This is a genomic window from Meiothermus sp. (assembly GCF_025060375.1).
GTDB lineage: Bacteria > Deinococcota > Deinococci > Deinococcales > Thermaceae > Meiothermus.
In genome coordinates this window covers 1-20,316 of record NZ_JANXCG010000092.1, presented here as the reverse complement: position 1 = coordinate 20,316, position 20,316 = coordinate 1, and the positions used below count along the sequence as shown (strand labels likewise).

Annotated in this window: 23 protein-coding genes and 2 pseudogenes; 10 read left to right on the top strand and 15 right to left on the bottom strand. The window is 66.0% G+C overall.

Annotated elements, in window-relative coordinates; genetic code table 11:
- Window positions 1-6 precede the first annotated feature (6 nt).
- Entirely contained in the window at window positions 7-1,047 is a 1,041-nt protein-coding gene (locus NZ849_RS11235; protein ID WP_295407459.1) for a fatty acid desaturase, read from the bottom strand.
- Between the two features lie 69 nt (window positions 1,048-1,116).
- Window positions 1,117-1,323 (bottom strand): cold-shock protein, encoded by a 207-nt coding sequence (locus NZ849_RS11230; protein ID WP_295407456.1) that lies wholly within the window; start codon window positions 1,321-1,323, stop codon window positions 1,117-1,119.
- Window positions 1,324-1,501: 178 nt separating this feature from the next.
- Here NZ849_RS11230 and NZ849_RS11225 point away from each other — a divergent pair, with 178 nt between their 5' ends.
- Window positions 1,502-1,852: a hypothetical protein gene (locus NZ849_RS11225; RefSeq protein WP_295407453.1), complete on the top strand. Its 351-nt coding sequence runs from the start codon at window positions 1,502-1,504 to the stop codon at window positions 1,850-1,852.
- Here NZ849_RS11225 and NZ849_RS11220 read toward each other — a convergent pair.
- The 5 genes from NZ849_RS11220 to NZ849_RS11200 are packed head-to-tail and all read right to left on the bottom strand — an operon-like array spanning window position 1,819 to window position 6,564.
- Entirely contained in the window at window positions 1,819-2,586 is a 768-nt protein-coding gene (locus NZ849_RS11220; protein ID WP_295407450.1) for a nitrilase-related carbon-nitrogen hydrolase, read from the bottom strand. The two genes, NZ849_RS11225 and NZ849_RS11220, sit on opposite strands and share 34 nt — an antisense overlap.
- A complete protein-coding gene (locus NZ849_RS11215) occupies window positions 2,583-2,912 on the bottom strand; it encodes a hypothetical protein (protein ID WP_295407448.1) in 330 nt (109 codons plus the stop codon). The genes NZ849_RS11220 and NZ849_RS11215 overlap by 4 nt, the downstream gene beginning before the upstream one ends.
- A gap of 1 nt (window position 2,913) precedes the next feature.
- Complete coding sequence (locus NZ849_RS11210) at window positions 2,914-3,222, bottom strand: hypothetical protein (RefSeq protein WP_295407444.1); 309 nt, start codon at window positions 3,220-3,222, stop codon at window positions 2,914-2,916.
- Window positions 3,223-3,243: 21 nt separating this feature from the next.
- Window positions 3,244-4,533 (bottom strand): threonine synthase, encoded by a 1,290-nt coding sequence (gene thrC, locus NZ849_RS11205; protein ID WP_295407441.1) that lies wholly within the window; start codon window positions 4,531-4,533, stop codon window positions 3,244-3,246.
- A 36-nt stretch (window positions 4,534-4,569) separates the two neighbouring features.
- Window positions 4,570-6,564 carry a thioredoxin domain-containing protein gene (locus NZ849_RS11200; RefSeq protein WP_295407437.1) on the bottom strand — a complete coding sequence of 665 codons (1,995 nt, stop codon included), beginning with the start codon at window positions 6,562-6,564 and terminating at the stop codon, window positions 4,570-4,572.
- Between the two features lie 39 nt (window positions 6,565-6,603).
- On the opposite strand from NZ849_RS11200, the pseudogene NZ849_RS11195 reads away from it, so the two are divergent.
- A pseudogene (locus tag NZ849_RS11195) lies at window positions 6,604-6,999 on the top strand (RDD family protein); the annotation flags it as partial.
- 51 nt (window positions 7,000-7,050) lie between these two features.
- On the opposite strand, the gene NZ849_RS11190 reads toward NZ849_RS11195, so the two are convergent.
- Window positions 7,051-7,473 carry a YbaN family protein gene (locus NZ849_RS11190; RefSeq protein ID WP_295407434.1) on the bottom strand — a complete coding sequence of 141 codons (423 nt, stop codon included), beginning with the start codon at window positions 7,471-7,473 and terminating at the stop codon, window positions 7,051-7,053.
- An 87-nt stretch (window positions 7,474-7,560) separates the two neighbouring features.
- Between NZ849_RS11190 and NZ849_RS11185 the strand changes: the two genes are divergently transcribed.
- Entirely contained in the window at window positions 7,561-8,325 is a 765-nt protein-coding gene (locus NZ849_RS11185) for a type III pantothenate kinase (RefSeq protein ID WP_318773446.1), read from the top strand.
- Window positions 8,322-9,536 carry a bifunctional phosphopantothenoylcysteine decarboxylase/phosphopantothenate--cysteine ligase CoaBC gene (coaBC, locus tag NZ849_RS11180; RefSeq protein WP_295407428.1) on the top strand — a complete coding sequence of 405 codons (1,215 nt, stop codon included), beginning with the start codon at window positions 8,322-8,324 and terminating at the stop codon, window positions 9,534-9,536. The genes NZ849_RS11185 and coaBC overlap by 4 nt, the downstream gene beginning before the upstream one ends.
- A 6-nt stretch (window positions 9,537-9,542) precedes the next feature.
- Here the strand turns inward: coaBC and NZ849_RS11175 are convergent, their stop codons facing one another.
- The gene (locus tag NZ849_RS11175; RefSeq protein WP_295407425.1) at window positions 9,543-10,001 is read right to left on the bottom strand and encodes an EVE domain-containing protein; all 459 of its coding nucleotides are present in this window, start codon (window positions 9,999-10,001) and stop codon (window positions 9,543-9,545) included.
- 57 nt (window positions 10,002-10,058) lie between these two features.
- Here NZ849_RS11175 and icd point away from each other — a divergent pair, with 57 nt between their 5' ends.
- The gene (gene icd, locus NZ849_RS11170; protein WP_295407421.1) at window positions 10,059-11,333 is read left to right on the top strand and encodes an NADP-dependent isocitrate dehydrogenase; all 1,275 of its coding nucleotides are present in this window, start codon (window positions 10,059-10,061) and stop codon (window positions 11,331-11,333) included.
- Window positions 11,334-11,336: 3 nt separating this feature from the next.
- On the opposite strand, the gene NZ849_RS11165 is transcribed toward icd, so the two are convergent.
- Window positions 11,337-11,843 (bottom strand): hypothetical protein, encoded by a 507-nt coding sequence (locus NZ849_RS11165; RefSeq protein ID WP_295407418.1) that lies wholly within the window; start codon window positions 11,841-11,843, stop codon window positions 11,337-11,339.
- A 33-nt stretch (window positions 11,844-11,876) separates the two neighbouring features.
- On the opposite strand from NZ849_RS11165, the gene NZ849_RS11160 reads away from it, so the two are divergent.
- Both NZ849_RS11160 and NZ849_RS11155 read left to right on the top strand, forming a co-directional pair.
- Window positions 11,877-13,157, top strand: coding sequence for a sensor histidine kinase (locus NZ849_RS11160; protein ID WP_295407415.1), 1,281 nt, complete (start codon window positions 11,877-11,879; stop codon window positions 13,155-13,157).
- Window positions 13,154-13,783 (top strand): response regulator transcription factor, encoded by a 630-nt coding sequence (locus NZ849_RS11155; RefSeq protein ID WP_295407412.1) that lies wholly within the window; start codon window positions 13,154-13,156, stop codon window positions 13,781-13,783. The genes NZ849_RS11160 and NZ849_RS11155 overlap by 4 nt, the downstream gene beginning before the upstream one ends.
- Here NZ849_RS11155 and NZ849_RS11150 read toward each other — a convergent pair.
- Genes NZ849_RS11150 through NZ849_RS11140 form a run of 3 tightly spaced genes read right to left on the bottom strand, consistent with a single transcriptional unit; the run spans window position 13,780 to window position 15,387 of the window.
- Window positions 13,780-14,316, bottom strand: coding sequence for a CPBP family intramembrane glutamic endopeptidase (locus tag NZ849_RS11150; RefSeq protein WP_295407409.1), 537 nt, complete (start codon window positions 14,314-14,316; stop codon window positions 13,780-13,782). The two genes, NZ849_RS11155 and NZ849_RS11150, sit on opposite strands and share 4 nt — an antisense overlap.
- A gap of 54 nt (window positions 14,317-14,370) precedes the next feature.
- The gene (locus tag NZ849_RS11145) at window positions 14,371-14,655 is read right to left on the bottom strand and encodes an Lrp/AsnC ligand binding domain-containing protein (RefSeq protein ID WP_295407405.1); all 285 of its coding nucleotides are present in this window, start codon (window positions 14,653-14,655) and stop codon (window positions 14,371-14,373) included.
- Between the two features lie 21 nt (window positions 14,656-14,676).
- A complete protein-coding gene (locus NZ849_RS11140) occupies window positions 14,677-15,387 on the bottom strand; it encodes a metallophosphoesterase (protein ID WP_295407402.1) in 711 nt (236 codons plus the stop codon).
- Between the two features lie 183 nt (window positions 15,388-15,570).
- On the opposite strand from NZ849_RS11140, the gene NZ849_RS11135 reads away from it, so the two are divergent.
- Both NZ849_RS11135 and NZ849_RS11130 read left to right on the top strand, forming a co-directional pair.
- On the top strand, window positions 15,571-16,911 hold the full coding sequence (locus NZ849_RS11135) for an FAD-linked oxidase C-terminal domain-containing protein (protein WP_295407475.1): 1,341 nt from the start codon (window positions 15,571-15,573) through the stop codon (window positions 16,909-16,911).
- 11 nt (window positions 16,912-16,922) lie between these two features.
- Window positions 16,923-17,447, top strand: a complete 525-nt coding sequence (locus tag NZ849_RS11130; RefSeq protein WP_295407398.1) for a hypothetical protein — start codon at window positions 16,923-16,925, stop codon at window positions 17,445-17,447.
- 358 nt (window positions 17,448-17,805) lie between these two features.
- On the opposite strand, the gene NZ849_RS11125 is transcribed toward NZ849_RS11130, so the two are convergent.
- Window positions 17,806-18,201: a hypothetical protein gene (locus tag NZ849_RS11125; protein ID WP_295407394.1), complete on the bottom strand. Its 396-nt coding sequence runs from the start codon at window positions 18,199-18,201 to the stop codon at window positions 17,806-17,808.
- Window positions 18,198-19,562, bottom strand: a complete 1,365-nt coding sequence (mgtE, locus tag NZ849_RS11120; protein WP_295407391.1) for a magnesium transporter — start codon at window positions 19,560-19,562, stop codon at window positions 18,198-18,200. The genes NZ849_RS11125 and mgtE overlap by 4 nt, the downstream gene beginning before the upstream one ends.
- Window positions 19,563-19,814: 252 nt before the next feature.
- On the opposite strand from mgtE, the pseudogene NZ849_RS11115 reads away from it, so the two are divergent.
- Window positions 19,815-20,316 (top strand): annotated as a pseudogene (locus NZ849_RS11115) (NAD-dependent malic enzyme); the annotation flags it as partial.

Sequence of the window (20,316 nt, the reverse complement as noted above, 5' to 3'; positions counted from 1 at the left end):
AAACGATCAGGGCTTTGGCCAGAGCTTCTCCTCGCTCAGACCGAAGCCTATGGTGCCGAAAACCCGTCCGGTGGTGGGTTCGATGAGGTTGCGGTGGTCTCGGTAGAGCCGCGGGGTCTTCCAGAGGTAGAGGAGGGCTTTCCAATGGGGTAGTTCGTTGTAGCGCTCCGGCCAGAGCGCCCTGAGCTTTTGCGCCACTCGAGGGGCGTACTTTGGAGATAGAGCAGGGAAGATGTGATGCTCGGTGTGGTAGCCGAAGCCCAGGGTGAGCCACTCAACAAGGGGAGGGTTGCGCACGGTGAGGCTGTTTAGGAGGGGGTCGTTGGTCTGGGTAAGGGGGTTTAGTAGGTGGTTGGTGGCAATAAAGCCCATGGCAACAGCGTTGGCCAGCATCCAGGGGATTAGGTAGATAAACAGAAATTCGGATGGTCCCACCCAGAGGAGGACGCCTGTCCAGAGCAAAGGGGGAAGGAGCGCCTGGAAGACCACCGCTGGTCGCTCGGCAGGCTTGAATTCAGGCCAGAACCGCCGGAGCATCATCTGGGCGTGCAGGGTAAACCAGAAGGTGAAGGAAAAGAAGAGGAGGAAGCTGCGCAGGGCGGGGGCTTGCCGGAACAGCCACCGTAAGAAGGGCTTCTGGGCGGCGCCCTCGAGCGCCCCCATGGTGTCTGGGTCGTCCTCGGGGTGTTGGGTGTGGCCGTGGTGCTCCACGTTGTGCCACCTGCGCCAGAGCCTGGCCCCCACCATCAGGGGGAGGAAAGCGATGGTACCGGTGATGGAGCGCACCCGCGGATTTTTGGTGATGGCTCCGTGTAGGATTTCGTGGGCCAGAAAGCCCATTCCCACGAAGGCGTAGCCAATCCCCAGGGAAAGGAGCAGTTTGAGCTCGAGGCGGGAGGTAGCCAGGATCCCCCAGGTGCAAAGCCCAAAGAGGATGAGCAGGGCGGGCAGATAGGTCATCCGTGCCGGCACCGGTTCAAAGAAGTGGCGGGGGAGCTGGGTTTTGAGGGTTCGGGTGTACTCGCGGAGGTGCTGTTCTTGGCGCATCTAGGGCTCCTTCGGGGGGCCTTTTACGAAAGAAGCCCCCCATGGCGGGGGGCTTCCGCGGGGTCAAGCCTACAGCACCCGCACGCTCTTGGCCTGGGGGCCCTTGCCGTTTCTACCCGGCTCGACCTCGAATTCCACGCGGTCCCCCTCGTTCAGGGTTCTGAAACCCTGGCCCTGAATGGCGGTGAAATGCACGAAAACGTCGGGACCATTTTCTTGAGCAATGAAGCCGTAGCCTTTTTCCGCGTTAAACCACTTGACTGTACCTTTGTTCATCACTTCTCCTACCGTCCAACCGCAACCTACTGGTTTTAGGGGGACACCTAATCCTAGCACCACCCCCAGAAAAGGTCAACAGATGCGGGCCCTTGCCCCGAAGTGGCCAAGGACCGCTGGCCCGAGCGCTGCTTGGCTGTGGGAAGATTTTGCTCGCAATGTCCTAGAATGGGCAGCAATGCTCGATTTTTTCGTGGCTATAGGCTTGTCTGTCCTGATTTTGGCGGTGGTGAAGCGTTGGGGATGGCCCTTGGGGGCGGTGGGGGTCTGGCTCAACCTGGCCTGGTTCATCTACCAGAACGAGTGGGGGCAGGGCTGGCTCCTCTACCTGCGGGGGGTGGGGGTGAGCTTTATGCTGGCCGCGGGCTACCGCCAGTATGGGCTGGCCTGGGCCCTTTTGCCCTGGCCGCTCCTTCTGGTGGGCCGCTTTAACTTCTCCCTGCTCGAGCCCTACTTCCCCGCCTGGGGCGAGGGCCTGATGCTAGGGGCCTTGGCCTACTTGCTGATCGGGCTTTTCAGGAGGCCCTGATAGAGTTCCGGGCGGCGCTGGGGGAAGACGGGGAACTCCTGCCGTAGCCGGGCTGGGTAGCTGGGGTCTAGTTCCACCACCCCTACCCCTTCGGCCTCGAGCCGCAGTAGCTCCATGCCCAGCGGGTCTACCGCCAGGCTGGCTGCGCCAAAGGGGGGCTCGGCGTGGTTGACCGCGATTAGGTAGGCTTGGTTTTCAGCTGCCCGGGCCTTGCAGAAAAGCTCCCAGGCGTAGCTGCGGCTCATGGGCCAGGCCGAGGGCACCAGGAAGAGGTTCACCCCCTCCACCGCGTAGCTACGGAAGAGCTCGGGAAAGCGCAGGTCGTAGCAGATGGCGATTCCGGCCCGGAAGCCGCCCAGCTCGAGCTGCACCAGCTCACTGCCGGGGATCATGGTGGCCGGCTCGTTGAAGGCGGGGATCAGGTGGGCCTTGGTGTAGGTGGCCAGCAGGCCCTGGGGGCCGAGGAGCTTGGCCCGGTTGGCGTAGCGTTCCCCTGCCGGTTCCAGCACCCCTGCCAGCACCCACATCCCGGTTTGATGGGCCAGCCCCTGTAGTGCTGCGAGCACCTGCGGGGTCTTTTGGGCCAGCTCGTAGCGGTAGACGCTGGGGAAAAGCTCGGGCAGCACCGCCAGCGCGGCCCCCTGCCGATGGGCCTCGCGAAGAAGCTCCAGGGCCTTGTTGAGGGTCTCCTCTGGGTCAGGGCGGGTGGCCAGGTGCAGCAGGGCGATTTTCATGGCTTCCCCCGGATTCGGTAGGAGAGGTAGGGTAGGCCCAGCCCCATGGCGGCTCCCAGCAGGGCGGCCCCGGGATGGCCCCCACCTGGGCTAAAGAACTCCAGCAGGAACTGCGAGAGGATCAAAAGGGCCAGCAGGAGTACGTAGAGGGGTACCACGAAAGGTCTGGGGCTGGTGTACTGCACGGTGCCGGCCCCCACCAGGGCGTTTACGCAGAGGGTGCTGCCAAAAGGGCTGGGCTGGACGAAAAAGAACCAGACGAAGCCTGCAATGCCCGCATAGATGAGGGTGCGGGCCAGGCGGTCAGGGGCCAGCCGCGTGCCCATCCTAGCTCTTTACGAAGCGCCAGACCACCAGGCTGGCGAGGATGAGTCCTAGCCCACCCCAGGCCACCTGGGGTTCGTTGCCGGCGAAGCCCATCAGGGCAGCAAAAACCCCAGCGGAGAGGAAGCCCAAGGCGTACTTGGGGTTGACCGTTAGCCCCAGCGTCAATGCGACCAGAAAGCCCGAGAAGGCTGGGGAGAGACCCGCCCCAACTGCCACCACCAGCACCAGAAGGCCCAAGGTGATGACCAGGCCGACGAAGTAGGCCCCGGGAAAAGGTTCCTTGCTCGGTTTTTCCTTGCTCTTTTCCATAAGCAACTCCCCCCCAGTTTACTACCCGAGCAAGCGGGCCCGGAGGGCCTCGAGGTGGGGTTCCAGGGGCTCCACCTGGGTGGGCTGGGTTTTTAGGGCTTCCAGGGCAGGGTGCCGCGGGGGTTCCATTCCGAGGGCGCGCCCTACCGCGTCCGGAAACTTGGAAGGGTGGGCTGTGGAGAGGGCCACGATGGGGGTAGGGTCGCCGGTGGCCTCCCGGTAGCGGAGGGCGGCCTCGAGGCCCACCGCGGTGTGGGGGCAGGCCAGGTAGCCGTGCTGCTCGTAGGTGGTCCGCATCCGCGCCAGGGTGGTCCCGTCGTCCACTGCGGTGCCCCAGACCCAGGCCCGGAGGCACTTCGGGTCTAGAAGGTGGTACAGGCGTTCGAAGTTGCTGGGGGCCCCCACGTCCATCGCGTTGGAGAGGGTGGCCAGGGTGGGATGGAACTGGAAGGCCTCGCGCCTACCGGCCAGGAAATCGGGGAAGAAGCGGTTGGCGTTGTGAGCGGCGATAAACCGCCGTACCGGCTGGCCCATCAGGGCCGCCAGCACCCCCCCGGTGAGATTGCCCAGGTTTCCGCTTGGCACGCAGAAGTTGAGCGTCTCACCCCCAAGCTGCCGCGCTGCCCACAGGTAGTAGAGGGCCTGGGGCAGAAGCCGGCCTATGTTTATAGAGTTGGCGCTGCTCAAGGGCAGGTGGGCGAGCCTAGGGTCCACGAAGGCCTCCTTGACCAGCCGCTGGCAATCGTCAAAGGTGCCCTCCACGGCGAAGCACCGCACCCCGGGCCGCTGGACGATGAGCTGGCGTTCCTGCACCTCGCTGACCAGGCCCCGGGGGTACAGCAGCACCACCTGGATGTTTTCCTGCCCAGCAAAGCCATCGGCCACCGCGCTGCCGGTGTCACCCGAGGTGGCCGCCAGGATGATGCGTTGCTCACCCCGCTTCCGGAGAAAGTGCCCCATCAGGCGGGCCATGGTGCGGGCCCCAAAGTCTTTGAAGGAGAGGGTGGGGCCGTGGAATAGCTCGAGCACGTAGAGCCCCTCTCCCAAAGGAACGAGCGGGGCCGGGAAGTTGAGCGCTTCGCGGACGATGGGCTCGAGCTCCTCGGGGGAAAGCTCACCCTCCAGCCAGGCCCCGAGTACCCCTATCCCTACCTCGGCCAGTGAGGAGGCCGAGCGCCATAGGGCAGGGGAGAGCTGGGGAATCCGCTCGGGGAGGTATAGCCCTCCGTCCGGCGCTAGCCCCTGGAGCAGGGCCTCCTCAAAGCGCACCGAGGTCTTGGTGGGGTCGCGGGTGCTGCGGTAGCCGATCATAAGCCGCCTTCCATCATACCGGTGAGGGTGCGGTTTTCATCGGGTGTAGAGGGCTTGGAGTTCCCCTCTTAGGGCCTGGACGTCCTCTGCAGGCATCCGGCAGGCCCCCTGTCGGCACAGGTAGGCCAGCCCTGGTTGCCGCCCCCGCAGCACCGGTAGGCTTCCGGGAGGCCCGAAGGCCAAGGTGGTGAGGGGCAGGAACCAGCGGGCGGCCTCCTGGGCCAGGCTCGAGGGCAGCACGATCGCCAGCTCAGAGCCCTGGGTGCCCACCAGGTGGGCTTGCAGCAGGCCGGGATGGCCCAGGGGGCTGCGGGTCAGGGCTTGGGCGTGCGCTTCCAGCACCTCCAGGCCAATTCTTTGCCACTCGGCCCTTTCGTAGAGGGCCCCGAGGCGGAACAGCAGCTCAGTGGCGGCGGCGGTGCCTGAGGGGTAGGGGCCGTCGTGAACGTCTTTGGCCTGCACCGGCAGTGTGGGGTCAAGGGAGTCGCGAAAACCACCCTCCGGGTCCCAGAAGTTCCTCAGGAGGGCCTCGGCCAGCCGCCGAGCGGCCTCCAGCCAAGCCACCTCTCCGGTGGCCTCGTAGAGGGCCAGCAGGCCCAGCCCGTAGTGGGCCTGGTCGGCCAGATAGGCCTGAGGTTTGAGCTGGCCCTGCCGCCAGGCATGCCGCAGAAGCTCATCTTTGAGCATGTTGCCCAGCACAAAGCTGGCGTTCTCGCGGGCGGCCTCGAGGTACCGGGCCTCCCCCAGCCACCGCCCCGCCTCGGCTAGGGCCCTGAGCATGAGGCCGTTCCAATCGGCCAGAACCTTGTCGTCGGTGAGGGGAGGGGTGCGCTTGGCTCGAGCCCGGTACAGGCGCTGCCGCACCCCTTCCACCCAGGCCCGGTAGGCCTCCTCCGACAAGCCCAGCTCCTCCCTCAGGGCCGCTTCGGGGTAGCGCCGCTCGAGGACGTTGGTCCCCTCCCAGTTGCCCGCCTCCGAGACCCCGAAGAGCCGGGCCCCTGCCTCGGCATCTGCCCCAAGCGTTTCTCGGAACTCCTCCAGACGCCACACATAGAACCTGCCCTCCACGCCTTCTGAATCGGCGTCTTGAGCAGACCAAAACTCCCCCAAGGGCCCCCGAAGCTCCCGGAGCGCGTAGCCTAGGGTCTCGTGGGCGATGCGGCGGTAGAAGTCCGCCTCCTCTTCGAAGAGCAGGCTGGCCGCTGCGTACACCCGGGCGAGCTGGGCGTTGTCGTAGAGCATCTTCTCGAAGTGGGGTACCCGCCAGAAGGCGTCCACGGCATAGCGGTGGAACCCGCCCCCCACCTGGTCGTAGATGCCCCCCTCGGCCATGCGCCTCAGCGTGAGCCGCAGGTGCTCCTTGGCCGGCTGCCGGCCCAGCCAGGCCAGCGCGAGGAGGTAGGACAGCGCGGGGGCCTGGGGGAACTTGGGTGCGCCGCCCAGGCCCCCATAAACCGGGTCTGCCGCCCGCAGGAGGCTGGCCAAGGCCTCGCCGTGCAGCCCTTCGGGTAGGGCCCCAGGCCTGGGCTTTAGCTGCGCTTGCAGAAAGGCCGTGAGCTGCTCGGCGTTTTCCAGCACCTCCTTCTTTTGGTTGAGCCAGGCCTGGTGCACGCCCAGGAGCACCTGGCGAAAGCTGGGGAGGCCATGCCGGGGCTCTGGGGGCCAGTAGGTACCGCCGAAGAAGGGCCGCAGGTCGGGGAGCAGAAACATGTTCATGGGCCAGCCCCCCGACCCGGTCATGGCCTGAAGCGCCGCCATGTAGACCTGGTCTACGTCGGGGAGCTCCTCGCGGTCGACCTTGATGGGCACAAAGTGGGTGTTGAGCAGGCGGGCGATCTCGGGGTCTTCGAAGCTCTCCTGCTCCATCACGTGGCACCAGTGGCAGGTGGCGTAGCCCACAGAGAGAAAAATGGGCTTGTTTTCGCTGCGGGCTTTGGCAAAAGCCTCCTCCCCCCAGGGGTACCAGTCCACCGGGTTGTGGGCGTGCTGGAGTAGGTAGGGGCTGCTCTCGTAAATCAGTCGGTTGGGCACACCCCAAGCCTAAGGCCAAAGCGGTAGACTGAAAGTGGTGTGGACCCTTCCACCTTCGGGTACTATGGCCGCCGCCTTTTGGCGGGCTTGGTGGATCTGGTTCTGATGGCTGGCTTGCAGTTTGGCCTGGTGCGCTCAATCAACGCCCTGTTTCCCCCGACCCACCCAGGCCATCACTTTTCCGCGGAGGGGCTCCTGCTCTTCGGCCTCCTCTCACCCCTGGCCTGGTTTACTTACGGAGTCTTGCCGTTGGCCCGCTCCGGGGCCACCTTGGGTAAGGAGATGCTGGGGCTGCGGGTGGTTGACCCCAAGGGGCGCAACCCCTCTTTGACCCAGGCCTTCTTGCGGGAGAGCGCAGGGCGGTGGCTCAACGCGGTGGTCCTGAACCTGGGGTTTTTGCTGATGTTTTGGGACCGCGACCGCCAGGCCTTGCACGACATGGTGGCGGATACCTTTGTGGTGCTGCGGGGCTCCCGCCGGGTGGCCTCACGGCCGCTGGGCTTCCGCGGCGTGCTTGGTCAGAACGAGCTCTTTGGTGGGAATCCGGCTGTGGATGAACCAGAAGCCCACCGCCCCCACCGCCAGTACCAGCAGCTTCACCCAGAGCACCGGGATTAGGAATATTGCGCTGGTCAGGGCGAAGAAGCTGAGCATGCAGAGGGCCAGAACCTTGGCTTTACGGGGTATCCCAAGACCTGCTCGGTAGTCCCGTACCATCGGCCCTACCTTAGGAAGGCCCAGGACCCACCTCAGGAAGCGGGGGCTGCTTTTGGAGAAGAAGTAAGCCGCCAGCACGAAGAAGACCGTGGAGGGCATCCCGGGCACCACGCTTCCAATAAAACCCAGGCCCGCCGAGGAGAAACCCAAGAAGAGCCAGAGGATGCGAAGGGGATTGGAGGAAGGCTCCATACCTAGTGGTATTATGCCAAAACCTTGCCTCTTTACTGCTGCACGAGCTAACCTTTGGGGGAGGGTCTTCGCCCGCAGGGCCGTCTTATGCTGATGGCGATTGACATTGGCAACACCAACATCACACTGGGCCTGTACCAGGGCGAGGAGCTGGGGCCGCGCTGGCGCATTGCCACCGACCCTCAGCGCACCGCTGATGAGTATGGGGTATTGTTGCTCAGCTTGCTTGCTGCCAGCGGTCATAAAGCTTCCCAGGTGAGCGCTGCGGTCATGGCCTCGGTGGTGCCGCCGCTGACGGGGACGCTGGTCCAGGCCGTGCAGAGCTATCTGGGGCAGAAGCCTTTGGTGGTGGACTCGAGCGTAAAGACCGGGGTGCGGGTGCGCTACGACGACCCATCGCAGGTGGGCGCCGACCGCATCGTGGATGCTGCTGCGGTGCACAAGCTCTACGGCGGCCCGGCCTGCGTGGTGGACTTCGGCACCGCCACCACCTTTGATGCCATCACCGCCGAGGGGGACTACCTCGGAGGGGCCATCGCGCCGGGGATTGGTATTGCCGCCGAAGCCCTATTCCAGCGGGCCGCCAAGCTGCCCAAGGTCGAGCTGCGGCGGCCCCCCGCAGCCATCGGGCGCAACACCGTCCACTCGATGCAGTCGGGGCTCCTATTCGGCTACGTGGGCCTGGTCGAGGGCATGGTGGCCCGCTTCCGCGCCGAGCTCGGGCCCCAGATGAAGGTCATTGCCACCGGCGGCCTGGCGGAGCTCATCGCGCGGGAGACCCCGGTCATCGAGATCATCGCCCCCTGGCTCACCCTCGATGGCCTGCGCATCATCTGGGAGATGAACCGGTGAACCCACTGCAGGGCAAGCGCATCGTACTGGGTGTGAGCGGCTCTGTCGCGGCCTACAAAGCCGCCGACCTCGCCAGCAAGCTCACCCAGGCCGGCGCCCTGGTGGACGTGATCCTGAGCGAGGGAGCCGAGCGCTTCGTCACGCCCCTCACCTTCGCCTCCCTCACCGGGCGCAAGGCCCGCGCCAGCCTGTGGGAGGACGACGCCCACGTGATCCACGTCGGACTGGGGGAGGGCGCCGACCTGCTGGTGATCGCCCCCTGCACCGCCAACACCCTGGCCAAGCTGGCCGCAGGCCAGGCCGACAACCTGCTCACCCTGACCGCGCTGGCCGCGCGCTGCCCCGTGCTGGTGGCCCCCGCCATGGACGGCGGCATGTTCGAGCACCCCGCCACCCAGGCCAACCTCCAGACCCTGCGCCAGCGGGGCGTGCAGATCCTGGGTCCGGCCAAAGGCCGCATGGCTTCGGGCCTGGTGGGGTTGGGGCGGATGCTCGAGCCCGCCGAAATCCTAGGGCACGTCCGCCTGGCCCTGAGCCGGAATGGTCCCCTGGCCGGAAAGCATGTGGTGGTGAGCGCGGGCGGCACCCAGGAACCCCTCGACCCCGTGCGCTACCTCACCAACCGCTCCTCGGGCAAGCAGGGCTTCGCCCTGGCCCAGGCCGCGCTGGACCTGGGGGCCAGGGTCAGCCTGGTGGTGGGGGCTACCGCCGCCGCCCTGAGCACCCCCACCGGGGCCGAGCGCACCGACGTACAGACCGCCGCCCAGATGGCCGAGGCCGTGCTGGGGCTCTCGCGCGAGGCCGACGTGCTGATCATGGCCGCCGCGGTGGCCGACTTCCGCCCCCGCCAGGTGCAGGCCCACAAGATCAAGAAGGGCGCTCTGCCCCGCCTCGAGCTCGAGCACACCCAGGACATCCTGCTGGCCGTGGCTGAGCAGCGCTGGCGGGTGGGCCGGCCGGCGGTGGTGGTGGGGTTTGCTGCCGAGAGTGAGCGGCTTTTGGAGAACGCGCAGGACAAGCTGGAGCGCAAGGGGCTTTCCATGATCGTGGCCAACGACATCAGCGCCCCTGACGCCGGCTTCGCCGTGGACACCAACCGCGTCAGCCTGGTCCTGCCGGGTGGGGTGGTCGAACACCTGCCGCTCATGACCAAAGACGAGGTGGCCGGGGAGGTTTTGCGCCGGGTGGTCAGCCTCCTGGGGGTCGGCTAAAGACCCTCAGGGGGTTCTCGCTAGCCGCTCAATTTGCCCGGCCACCTCTGGCTCAATCGGCATGACCGAGAGGCGGTTGCCTCGGCGGAGCGCGGGAAGCTCGCTGGGGCTGAAGTGGGCGCGGAGCTGGTGAAGGGTGAGGGGGCGCTGGAATTTTTCGATGAACGCCACCCGTACCGTCCACCAGCGGGGGCTTTGGGGGTTGCTACGGGGATCAAAGTAAGGGGAGGAGGGGTCAAACTGGGTGGGGTCGGCGAGGCCCACCTCAACCACTTGGCAGAGCCCCACAATCCCGGGGGGCTTGGTGCTGGAGTGGTAGAAAAAGGCTAGGTCGCCTACCTGCATGGCCCGCAGATGGTTGCGCGCTTGGTAGTTGCGCACCCCATCCCACAGCGCGGTCTTTTCCCGGGCAAGGTCGTCTATGCTGTAGACCGCTGGTTCGGATTTGAGCAGCCAGTACCTCATCAGGTATAGCCTAACCGGTCGTATTTTCAAACGGGGTTCTGTTATGCTTTTAGCGCTATGGCCTACAAGCGGATTAACCTTTCTGCAGGTGATAGGATCACGCTCCAAGACGGCAAGCTCCAGGTGCCCGATCAGCCCATCGTCGGCTTTATAGAGGGAGACGGCACCGGCCCCGACATATGGAGAGCTGCGCAGCCTGTCTTGGATGCGGCGGTTGCCAAGGCCTATGGCGGCCGGCGCAGAATTGCCTGGGTGGAAATTTATGCAGGTGAGAAGGCCAACGAGGTCTACGGGGAGCCCGTTTGGCTGCCGGAGGAGACGCTGGACTTCATCCGGGAGCACCTGGTAGCCATCAAGGGGCCGCTGACCACACCGGTGGGGGGCGGGATTCGCTCCATCAACGTGGCCCTACGGCAGGAGCTTGACCTTTACGCCTGCGTGCGGCCAGTGCAGTGGTTTGAGGGGGTGCCGAGCCCGGTGCGGCACCCAGAGCTGGTCAACATGGTTATCTTCCGGGAGAACACCGAGGACATCTACGCCGGCATAGAGTTTCCCAAAGACAGCCCGGAGGTGCGGAAGTTTCTAGGGTGGTTCAAAGCCGAGTTCCCCGGGGCCTACGGAAAGATTCGCTTTCCTGAGACCTCTGGCATTGGGCTCAAGCCGGTCTCGCAGGAAGGTACTGAGCGGTTGGTGGAGGCCGCTTTGCAGTACGCTGTGGACAACGACCTGCCTTCGGTGACCCTGGTGCACAAGGGCAACATCATGAAGTTCACCGAGGGAGCTTTCCGCGACTGGGGCTACGCGGTGGCCAAGCGTAAGTTCGGTGCGGTAGATCTGGACGGGGGACCCTGGCAGACCTTTACCAACCCCCGGACAGGTCGGCCTATTGTGGTCAAGGACATGATTGCCGACAACTTCCTGCAGCAGATCCTGTTGCGGCCGGCGGAATACAGCGTGATTGCTACCTTGAATCTGAACGGCGACTACATCTCCGATGCACTGGCGGCTCAGGTAGGAGGCATTGGCATTGCTCCGGGCGCCAACATCAACTACCAGACCGGCCACGCAGTCTTTGAGGCCACCCATGGCACAGCCCCTAAGTACGCCGGCAAGGATCAGGTCAACCCCAGCTCGGTGATCCTTTCAGGCGAGATGATGCTGCGTTACATGGGCTGGGTGGAGGCCGCAGACCTTATCATCCACGCGATGACCAAAACCATAGCCCAGGGCCGGGTAACCTACGACTTCCACCGCCTGATGCTGGCCGAGGGGCGTAGCGCTACCCTTTTGAAGTGCAGCGAGTTTGGCCAGGCCCTGATTGAGAACATGTAGGCCTTAGGGCTGTTTGCGCAGCGCCTCGAGGTACTGCCAGATGGCTTGGGCCAGTTCCTCGATGCCCTTCCTGCTGCCAGCTACCAGTAGCGGGCTGGCGTTGCCGTCGTAGAGATAGAGCACCCGAATGGGGAAGAGGAGGTAGGCCAGCAGGGCCAGCGCCCCCAGGCCCAGCGCGCCGTACTCCAGAAGGCTGGGGTCTAGCCGCAGGAGGGCTGGGAGATTAAGCCAGCCCAGCGTCCGCAAGAGCAGGCTGGCCAGCCCTACGAAAAAGCTCACCACGCTCAGGCCCAGAAGCCAGTCCCGCATCTGGTAGCCCTGCTCGTAGCGGGTCAGAAGGGGCAGGTAGAGCCTTATTGAGACCGACTTGCCCTGGAAGGAAAGCCAGCCCGAATCGAGGACAGCCTCCCGAAAGCGATGGTTGCTGGCGGTGTAGCGATGGGAAAGGGTGAGCTTCTGCATGAGGTCTATTTTGGCATGCCCAAAGGCAAAGGCGAGCCGGGCGTACATGGGCCGGTCAGGGTAGGCTACAATTTTCCCGGTGTGGTGAGGTGGTTTTCCCATTTTTGGTCGGGCCGTCCGGTGGCCCGTACGGTGGCCGTGCTCACCGCGCTCAACCTCTTAACCGTGCTCATCTTTACCCTGCTGGTCCCTCCGCGACCCATCGTTTTACCCCCCGAGCTGCCCTGGCAGAACCCCTCCCAGGTGGCCTTCCGGGTAGGGGCAGCGCTGGCCCTTATGGGCCTGGTCCTTTGGGGGTTGCGACCGGGGCGGCGCCGGGTCTGGGAGCTACTGCTGTTGGTGGTGGTGGGGGGGGTGGTGGTGGCCTGGTTGAGCCAGAACTACCTGCCCTTTCTGGCCCTGGGTTTGCTGCCGGTGGTGGCCCGGTACTGGCTACCCTTGTGGTCTGTGCTGCTTCTGGTGTTGGGGTTGGTGGGGTTCTCGATCTGGTGGGCCCAGCGGGAGCCTTTGCAGCTCACCTTCGAGATCCTCTCTGTCGAGGGCCCGCAGAGCAACACCGCGTGGAGCGCGGTGCAAAACCCCGCTGAGTACCCCAACCTGACCCTGGCCTTCTTTGTTTTTATCGCATTTTTGTACGCCGGGTATGCGCTTTTTACCCTGGAGATGCTGATCCGGGAGACCCGGGCCCGCGAGGAACTCGAGCGCACCCGGCGGGAGCTGGAGGTGGCCTCTCACCAGGCAGGGGTGCTGGAGGAGCGCCAGCGGCTGGCCCGGGAGATTCACGACACCCTGGCCCAAGGCTTTGCCAGCATCGTGGTTCAGCTCGAGGCGGCTGAGGCGGTCGCTGGTTCGGAGGCTCCGGTTCGTTCCTACCTCGAGCAGGCACGGGCTGCGGCCCGGGAAGGGCTCTCGGAGGCGCGCCGGATGGTCTATGCCCTTCGGCCAGAGCTCCTGGAGAACACCTCCTTGCCCGAGGCCCTTGGCCGCCTGGTGCAGCGCTTTGAACGGGAAAGCGGCCTGCGGGCCCAGTTTATCCTTAGCGGTGAGCCAAGGGCGTTGGCGCCGGAGCTGGAGGTGGGCCTGCTTAGGGTGGCCCAGGAGGCCTTGTTTAACATCCGCAAGCACGCCCGGGCCCGCCAGGCCACCTTGACCCTGACCTACTCGGGGGACGTGGTGCTGCTGGATGTGCAGGATGATGGGGTGGGGCTGCCTTCCATCCCTCCACCCGGCTTTGGTCTGCGCTCCATGCGGGAGCGCGTGGAAGCGCTGGGGGGCCGTATGACGGTGGAGAGTGAGCCGGGTCATGGTACCGTGCTGGTTTTCTGTTTTCCGCTGATGGGTGTGGGGGCGGAGGCGGTATGAGCCGGATTCGCATCCTGCTGGCCGATGACCATCCGGTGGTGCGGGCGGGCCTGGTGGGGCTGCTCTCCTCACAGCCCGACTTCGAGGTGGTGGGGGAGGCGGCCGACGGCCAGGAGGCCCTAAGGGCGGTGGAAAGACTCCTGCCCCAGGTGGTGCTGATGGACCTGCGCATGCCTGGGATGGATGGGGTAAGCGCGATTCGGCAGATTCGGAGCCGGTTTCCCCAGGTGCAGATTCTGGTGCTCACCACCTACGACACCGACAGCGATATCGTGCGGGCGGTGGAGGCGGGGGCCACAGGCTACCTTCTGAAGGACGTGCCCCGTGAGGAGTTGTTTCGTGCGGTGCGGCTTTGCGCCCGCGGTGAGGCAGTGCTCTCGCCGCCGGTGGCGGCCCGCCTGCTGGGTCGGATGCGTGGGCCGGCCGAGGAAAACCTCTCGCTCAGGGAGCTGGAGGTGCTGGCCTTGGTGGCCCGCGGGCTCTCCAACAAGGAGATTGCCCGCAAGCTCAAGATCAGCGAGGCCACCGTGAAGACCCATCTCCTGCACACCTTCAGCAAACTGGGGGTGGACGACCGCACCGCTGCGGTTACGGTAGCCCTCCAGCGGGGCCTCATTCGCCTCTAGGCGGGAGGGTTGTCTAGCAGCTGGTAGAACCCTCGAGCGTTGTGCAGGTAGTGGGCCAGGATACCCGGCACCAGGCTGCCGGTGAGCAGGTAGCTGGCCCCAAACATCACCCCTCCGCAGAAGATAAAAAGGGGGTAGACCCAGGCCCGGCGGTCTGGGATGGGGTGGAGGGCGGCGAAGACCAGGGCCTGGAGCACCACCCCCCACCAGCCCCCGAAGAGCGCGTTCTGAAGCGCCCCTCGGAAGAAGACCTCCTCGGCCAGCCCCGAGGCCAGGGCCAGCACCAGGGCTTGGTGGTGGCTCACCCCCTGGGCGCGCATGACCAGGCCGAGCTGGGCGTGCAAGGCCTCGGTGGCCCGGAAGCTTTTGGGGAAAGCCAGGGAGAAAAGCCGTTCCAGAGCTAAAAGCCCGTAGAACAGAAGCAGGAAGGCCAGCCCGTCCCGAAGCGGATTGGGTTGCTGGAGGACGGGGTACCCTGCCAGGGCCATCCAGAGGGCACCGATCCCGAGCAGGCCGGCTTGCAGCAGGAGCATGAGGCGGAACATCGGCGTTGGACCGCTCCAGGGCAAAAGGTCTTCCCGGGGCCCTCAGACTCCCTCGCTGCCGATGTTGAAGCCCTGCTCGAGCAGCCTGCGGGAGTAGGCCCGGAAGGCCAACAGGGTCTGGGTGCGCTCGATGCCCTTTAGCTTGCGCAGGCCCAGGGTTACGATGTCGTCCAGTTGCTCGAAGTCCCTAAAGCGCAGGATGGCCACCAGGTCCCACTCCCCCGTGACCGAGTAGACCTCGGCCACGCCAGGGATCTCGGCCACCGCCTCGGCGGTCTCGGCGGTGGACTCGCGGCTGGTTTGGATGAGCACGAAGGCGGTGATCATGCCTGGATGATACCCCAAGCCTCAGAGGGGAGCCTGGCGTTCGGTTTCCAGGATGAGCTGGGGCCGGAAGCGCACCACATCAGCGGAGACGAAGTGCAGGGGAATGCCTGCCCAGCTTTTGGGGAGCCGATCGGGATCGGCGCCGTGCAGGTGCCCGTAGACCACACAGCTCGGCCGGTAGCGCTCGATGAGCTCGGTGAAACCGGTGGGGCCCCCGCTGGGGCTAAAGGGCGGGTAGTGCATGGCCACCACCAGGTGCTCGTAGCTCTGATCCCTGAGGGTCTTGAGCGAGAGGGAGAGCCGCTCCACCTCGCGCCGGTAGATTTTCTCGTCCTCTGGAGTGAAGCTGTAGCTGCCTGGGGTGTCCCAGCCCCGGCTACCGGCCACCGCTAGGTTACCGATGAGCAGGGAATCGTGCTGTAGGGCGTACATCCGGGGGGGCAGGGCCTGGCGCAGCCGGCTGATGGAGGGCCACCAGTAGTCGTGGTTGCCCCGCAGCAACACCTTGCTCCCGGGGAGCTGGGCCAGGTCCAGGAGGTCGGCCATGGCCTCGGGCAGCCGCATGGCCCAGGAGATGTCCCCCGCCACGATGACCAGATCGTCCTCGCCCACCACCTGGCGCCACTCCCGGAAGACCGCCTCGGGGTGCCCTTCCCATTCCGGTCCGAAGATGCTCATGGGCTTGGGCGAGGCTTTGGAGAGGTGGATGTCGGCGATTGCGAAAACGCGCACAGATAAGGACCCCCGGAAAACACCAGCAGTGTTTAGTGTCCCTGTCCGGGGGCCAAGCGTCAAGGTAGGGCGGGTTGGTATGCTGTTCTCGTGGCCCTGAACCTTGGCAAAAGGCCTGTCTCCAGACTCCGGCGTTCGCCCCACGCCGAACCGGCCCGGACACCTGAGGAGCTTCGAGCCCGGCTGGGCCGGGAAAAGGTGCTGCTCGAGCTCGCCCAGAGGCGCAGCTACGCCTACGACGGCATCGCCATGGGGGCTACCCCGGCGCTGGTGGTGCTCCCCGAGACCACCGAGGAGGTGGTGGAGGTGGTGCGCTTCGCCCGGCAGGTGGGCCTGCCCATTGTGGCCCGGGGGGCCGCAAGCGGGCTTTCTGGGGGGGCAGTCCCCTTAGAGGCCTCCATTGTGGTCTCCTTTACCCGGATGACCAGGCTGCAGATTGACCCCCGGGCCCGTCGGGCGGTGGCCCAGCCAGGGGTGGTCACGGCCCGCATCGGTGAACAGGCCCGGCCCTATGGCCTCGCCTACCCGCCTGATCCGGCCTCCTTCCGCACCAGCACCCTGGGGGGCAACCTGGCCGAGAATGCTGGGGGGCCCCTGTGCTTCAAGTGGGGGGTAACAGGGGATTACGTGGAGGCCCTGGAGTTCGTGGACTTCGAGGGGAGGGTGCACCGCCTGAGGCGGGAGGCCTACGACCTGGTGGGGCTGCTGGTGGGCTCGGAGGGTACCCTGGGCCTCATCACCGAGGCCACCTTGCGCCTGGTACCCCTCCCCCGCTACACCCGTACCCTGATGGCGGTGTTCGCGGAGGTGGGTCAGGCCGCGGAGGCGGTCTCGGCGGCCATCGCCGCCGGGGCGGTGCCGGCCCGGCTGGAGTTCATGGACCAGGGCTGCATCAGGGCGGTGGAGGACTACCTGAGGCTGGGCCTGCCGCGCGAGGCCGGGGCCATCCTGCTGGTGGAGACCGACGGCGACGACCCTTTGATGGTGGAGGAGGAGCTTTCCTGGGTGGCCGAGGCCTGCCAAAGGCATGGAGGAAAGGTAAGGGTGGCGCGGGACGCCGCCGAAAGGGAGGCCCTCTGGCAGGCCCGGCGGGCCATCTCCCCGGCAATTGGAGCCCTGCGGCCCAAGCGGCTCAACGAGGACATCGCGGTGCCGCGCTCGAGCCTGCCCCAGGTGGTGCGGGCCATCGAGGCGCTGGGCCGGCAGTACGGCCTGCAGGTGGTGCAGTTTGGCCATATCGGCGACGGCAACCTCCACCCCAACGTGCTCTACGACCCCAGGGTAGACCCCGAGGAGAAGGTTTGGGAGCTCTTGCACGAGATTGCCCGGGTGGCCCTGCGGCACGGAGGGGTGCTCTCGGGGGAGCACGGGATCGGCTTTTTGAAGCGCGACTTCATGCGGGAGGCGGTGGACGCGGCCACCCTCGAGGCCCTCTGGCGCATCAAGCGGGCCTTCGACCCGGAGGGGCGCTTCAACCCGGGCAAAGTGTTGCCCGAGCTGCACTCCGGGCCGGGCCCAGGCTGAATGCTAATGCCATGTGGAAAGCCCTCGGCCTAGCGCTCTTTTTGGTGCTGGGGATGGCCTGGGGGCAGGGCCCCTCCCTAGAGGGCACTCTGCCGCCCCTGGCCGAGCTCTCCGGCAGGGAGGGGCGGCCCCCTCTGGAGCGGCTCCTCCTGGGGCCTCTGCCCGAGGGGTACTACGGGTTCTCCCTCTCCGCCAGGCTGCTCCTCTGGAGCGTCCCCTGGAGCTTTGCCGGGGCCCTAGGGGGAATCCTGAGCGAGGACCCCAAGGGGCGGAGCTTCTGGCTTGCCAACGCCCTTTGGACCTCGGTCAACTCCGCCGTCGCCCTGGTGGGCCTCCTCTCCCCCGAGCCCAGCCGGGCAGAGCTCCGGGACATCCTCTACCTGAACGCTGCTTTGGATGTCCTCTACATCGCTGGGGGGCTCTGGCTCGCCACCCGCTCCGACCCCCGGCTCCAGGGGGCGGGCTGGGCAGTGGTGCTCCAGGGAGGGTTTCTCCTGGTCTTTGACCTTTACCACGCCCTGACCCTGGGGCAGTGAGGGGCAGGATCGGGGGATGGGCGTGGGCTTGCTCCTGGCCCTCGAGACCGCCCGCCTCCTCGCGGCAGGCTTCTTCTACTTCGCCCATGCTGCCCTGGCCGCCCTTTGGGCCCCCTGGCGGCCAGCCTGGCCCTGGCCTTCCGCCAGGTTGCCGAGCCCCTCCTCGCCCTGCTTTGGGGCTCCCTGGCCGACCGCTGGCCCCGGGGGCGCTCCTGACGGGCCTAGCCCAGGGCCTGGCGGGGGTTGGACCCCACCTGGCCCCTGCGGCTCGGCCTCCTGGGCTTCCTGGCCTTTTACCTCTTCGCCGTTGGTCCCTTGCGCCCGGGGCGGCTTAGGGCCCTGCGGCGGGAGGGGGCGCTTAGCGGAGCGAGCGGATGAAGTCTATGGCCTCCTCGGCCCCGGCCAGCCGCGGCCTGCGCCCCTTTAGCCAAGGCCAAAGCCCCGCCCAGTCGATTTCTCCCAGGCCGCCCGGCTCGCCCAGGATGACCTTGTGGTCGCCGTCTTGCAGCCAGACCATCCCCAGCACCTGGCCCAGAAGCCAGCTCCCCGCAGCGATGGGCTCCCGGCTGGCCCAGATGGCGTCCAGCTCGGCTCCGTCTGCGGGGTTGAGGTAGCCCGGCACCAGGCCGTAGTTCACCGGGGGGAGGCCCCACTCGGGCCGCCAGGGGGGCTGGTGGGGCACCAGCCTGGCGCCGTCCCAGTGGAAGCGTTCGGGGCTTCCCAAGCTCCACTCCACCACCATCTGCAGCTTCATAGGCCAAGCAGCATCCGGGCCACGCTAAGGTAGACGATGAGCCCGGTCACATCGGTCACGGTGGCGATGAGGGGGTTGGAGATGAGGGCTGGGTCGAGGCCCAGCCGGCGCAGGAGCAGGGGCAGCATGGCCCCCACCACGTTGGCCAGCAGGACCACCAGGCCGAGCGAGACCCCCACCACCAGCAAGAGCTGGGCCTGTCCGTCCAGGAGCACCTTGCCGGAGAGCAGGGTGGCCAGGGTAAGGCCCAGCAGCAGGCCCACCCCCAGCTCCTTGCGCAGAATCCGCAGCCAGTCGCCCAGGCCCACATCCCGGGTGGCCAGGGCCCGCACGATAAGGGTGCTGGACTGGTTTCCGGTGTTGCCCCCGGTGCCCACCAGCACCGGGACGTAGAAGGCCAGCGCGGTCACCGCCTCCAGCACCGACTCGAAGCCCTGCAGGATGGTGCTGGTGATGCTACCGGTGATGATGAGGATAATCAGCCAGCGGACTCGAGCGCTCCAGAGGGTCCAGATGCTCGAGCGGCTGTAGACCAGCTCGGGCGACTCCACCGCGCCCAGGCGGTAGATGTCCTCTGTGGCCTCCTCCTGGATGACGTCCACCACGTCGTCGATGGTGACGATGCCCACCAGCTTTTTCTCCTCGTCCACCACCGGCAGCACGGTGAAGTTGTAGTCGGCCATGAGCCGGGCCACCTCCTCCTGGTCGGTGTCGTCCCGCACGTAGATGACGTCGGGGTTCATGATCTCGGCCACCCGGGTCTTGGGGTCGGCCACGATGAGGTCGCGCAGGGTGAGCACCCCCTGAAGGCGCTCTTCCTCGTCTACTACGTAGATGACGTAGATTTGCTCGGCATCCGGGGCCTCGCGGCGCAGAAAGCGGAAGACCTCCTCCACCCGCATGCCGTCGCGCACCGCGATGTACTCCGGGGTCATGATACCCCCGGCCTGGTCCTCCTCGTACTCGGTGAGTTCCTCCACCTCGGCCCGGGTCTCGGGGTCGAGCTGGCGGAGCAGGGCCTCGGCGGCCTCGGGGCTTTTTTCCTCCTCAACCGCGTTGATGGCGTCGGCCAGGTCGTCTAGGGAGAGCTCCTCCAGAATCTCCTTGACCCGCCAGGGGGGCAGGGCCTCTAGAAGCTCGGCCTGTTCGGCTTCCTCCAGGTGGCTGAAGACCTCCGCCGCATCGGCTGGGGAGAGGAGGGTCAGGATGGGCAGGCGGTGCTCGGGGGGGAACTCCGACCAGTGCTCCAGGATTTGGGCAGGGTAGAGCTCCTCGAGGGCAACCTTAACCTTGAAAGCGTCGCTTTCGGCTAGAGCGGCTTTGAGCGCTTTCAGCTCGGGTGGGTTGGTGGTTTCGTACATGGGTGGCCTCCTTCGGTTTTCGGCCGGGGCCGAATCTTGGAAGGAAGCTCCGCAGGTACACGGTTTGCCGAGGGTTAGCCGGTGGAGGGCACCGGGCGTAACCTTCGACCAGAACTGTGATCTTCCACGGTGCCTCCCTTGCTTCGCCCGCTGGGCAAAGGACCTGAACCAGCCTAGCACCGGGCCCGCTCAAAAACAAGCGCCCGCGCTGGGCTAGACCCCCAAAGCCCTCTGGCTATAGCATTGGGCCATATGACCGTCAGCCGCTACTACGACGTGAAGCGGGATGAGCGGGGGAAGCGCTACCTCGAGCCCTTCGTCACCGGCTCTCTTCTCCTGGGGATTCCCCTGTTGAACAAGGGCACCGCCTTTACCCACGAGGAGCGGCGGATGCTCGGCTTGGAGGGGTTGCTCCCTCCTCATGTGACCACCCTGGAGGAGCAGAAGGAGCGCAACTACCGTCGCTACCGCCTCATTGAGAACGATCTGGAGAAGCACATCTTCCTGCGCAACCTGCAGGACCGCAACGAGGTCCTCTTTTACGCCCTCTTGGTGGAGCACATGGCGGAGATGCTGCCCATCCTCTACACCCCCACGGTGGGGGAGGCGGTGCGGCAGTTTTCCTACATCTACCGCTTCCCCAGGGGGTTCACCGCTTCTACCGACAACATCCACGAGATCGAGGAGGCCCTGCAAAACGTGCCCCTGAACGATGTTCGCCTGGCCGTAGCCACCGACTCCTCGGCGATTTTGG

Coding starts and splice junctions, on each gene's coding strand:
- NZ849_RS11225 (WP_295407453.1), top strand. CDS start 1,502: ATGCTCGATTTTTTCGTGGCTATAGGCTTGTCTGTCCTGATTTTGGCG.
- NZ849_RS11125 (WP_295407394.1), bottom strand. CDS start 18,201: ATGAAGCTGCAGATGGTGGTGGAGTGGAGCTTGGGAAGCCCCGAACGC.
- NZ849_RS11155 (WP_295407412.1), top strand. CDS start 13,154: ATGAGCCGGATTCGCATCCTGCTGGCCGATGACCATCCGGTGGTGCGG.
- icd (WP_295407421.1), top strand. CDS start 10,059: ATGGCCTACAAGCGGATTAACCTTTCTGCAGGTGATAGGATCACGCTC.
- NZ849_RS11185 (WP_318773446.1), top strand. CDS start 7,561: ATGCTGATGGCGATTGACATTGGCAACACCAACATCACACTGGGCCTG.
- NZ849_RS11235 (WP_295407459.1), bottom strand. CDS start 1,047: ATGCGCCAAGAACAGCACCTCCGCGAGTACACCCGAACCCTCAAAACC.
- NZ849_RS11150 (WP_295407409.1), bottom strand. CDS start 14,316: ATGCTCCTGCTGCAAGCCGGCCTGCTCGGGATCGGTGCCCTCTGGATG.
- NZ849_RS11210 (WP_295407444.1), bottom strand. CDS start 3,222: ATGGAAAAGAGCAAGGAAAAACCGAGCAAGGAACCTTTTCCCGGGGCC.
- NZ849_RS11215 (WP_295407448.1), bottom strand. CDS start 2,912: ATGGGCACGCGGCTGGCCCCTGACCGCCTGGCCCGCACCCTCATCTAT.
- NZ849_RS11145 (WP_295407405.1), bottom strand. CDS start 14,655: ATGATCACCGCCTTCGTGCTCATCCAAACCAGCCGCGAGTCCACCGCC.
- NZ849_RS11220 (WP_295407450.1), bottom strand. CDS start 2,586: ATGAAAATCGCCCTGCTGCACCTGGCCACCCGCCCTGACCCAGAGGAG.
- thrC (WP_295407441.1), bottom strand. CDS start 4,533: ATGATCGGCTACCGCAGCACCCGCGACCCCACCAAGACCTCGGTGCGC.
- NZ849_RS11130 (WP_295407398.1), top strand. CDS start 16,923: ATGTGGAAAGCCCTCGGCCTAGCGCTCTTTTTGGTGCTGGGGATGGCC.
- NZ849_RS11175 (WP_295407425.1), bottom strand. CDS start 10,001: ATGAGGTACTGGCTGCTCAAATCCGAACCAGCGGTCTACAGCATAGAC.
- NZ849_RS11165 (WP_295407418.1), bottom strand. CDS start 11,843: ATGTACGCCCGGCTCGCCTTTGCCTTTGGGCATGCCAAAATAGACCTC.
- mgtE (WP_295407391.1), bottom strand. CDS start 19,562: ATGTACGAAACCACCAACCCACCCGAGCTGAAAGCGCTCAAAGCCGCT.
- NZ849_RS11190 (WP_295407434.1), bottom strand. CDS start 7,473: ATGGAGCCTTCCTCCAATCCCCTTCGCATCCTCTGGCTCTTCTTGGGT.
- NZ849_RS11230 (WP_295407456.1), bottom strand. CDS start 1,323: ATGAACAAAGGTACAGTCAAGTGGTTTAACGCGGAAAAAGGCTACGGC.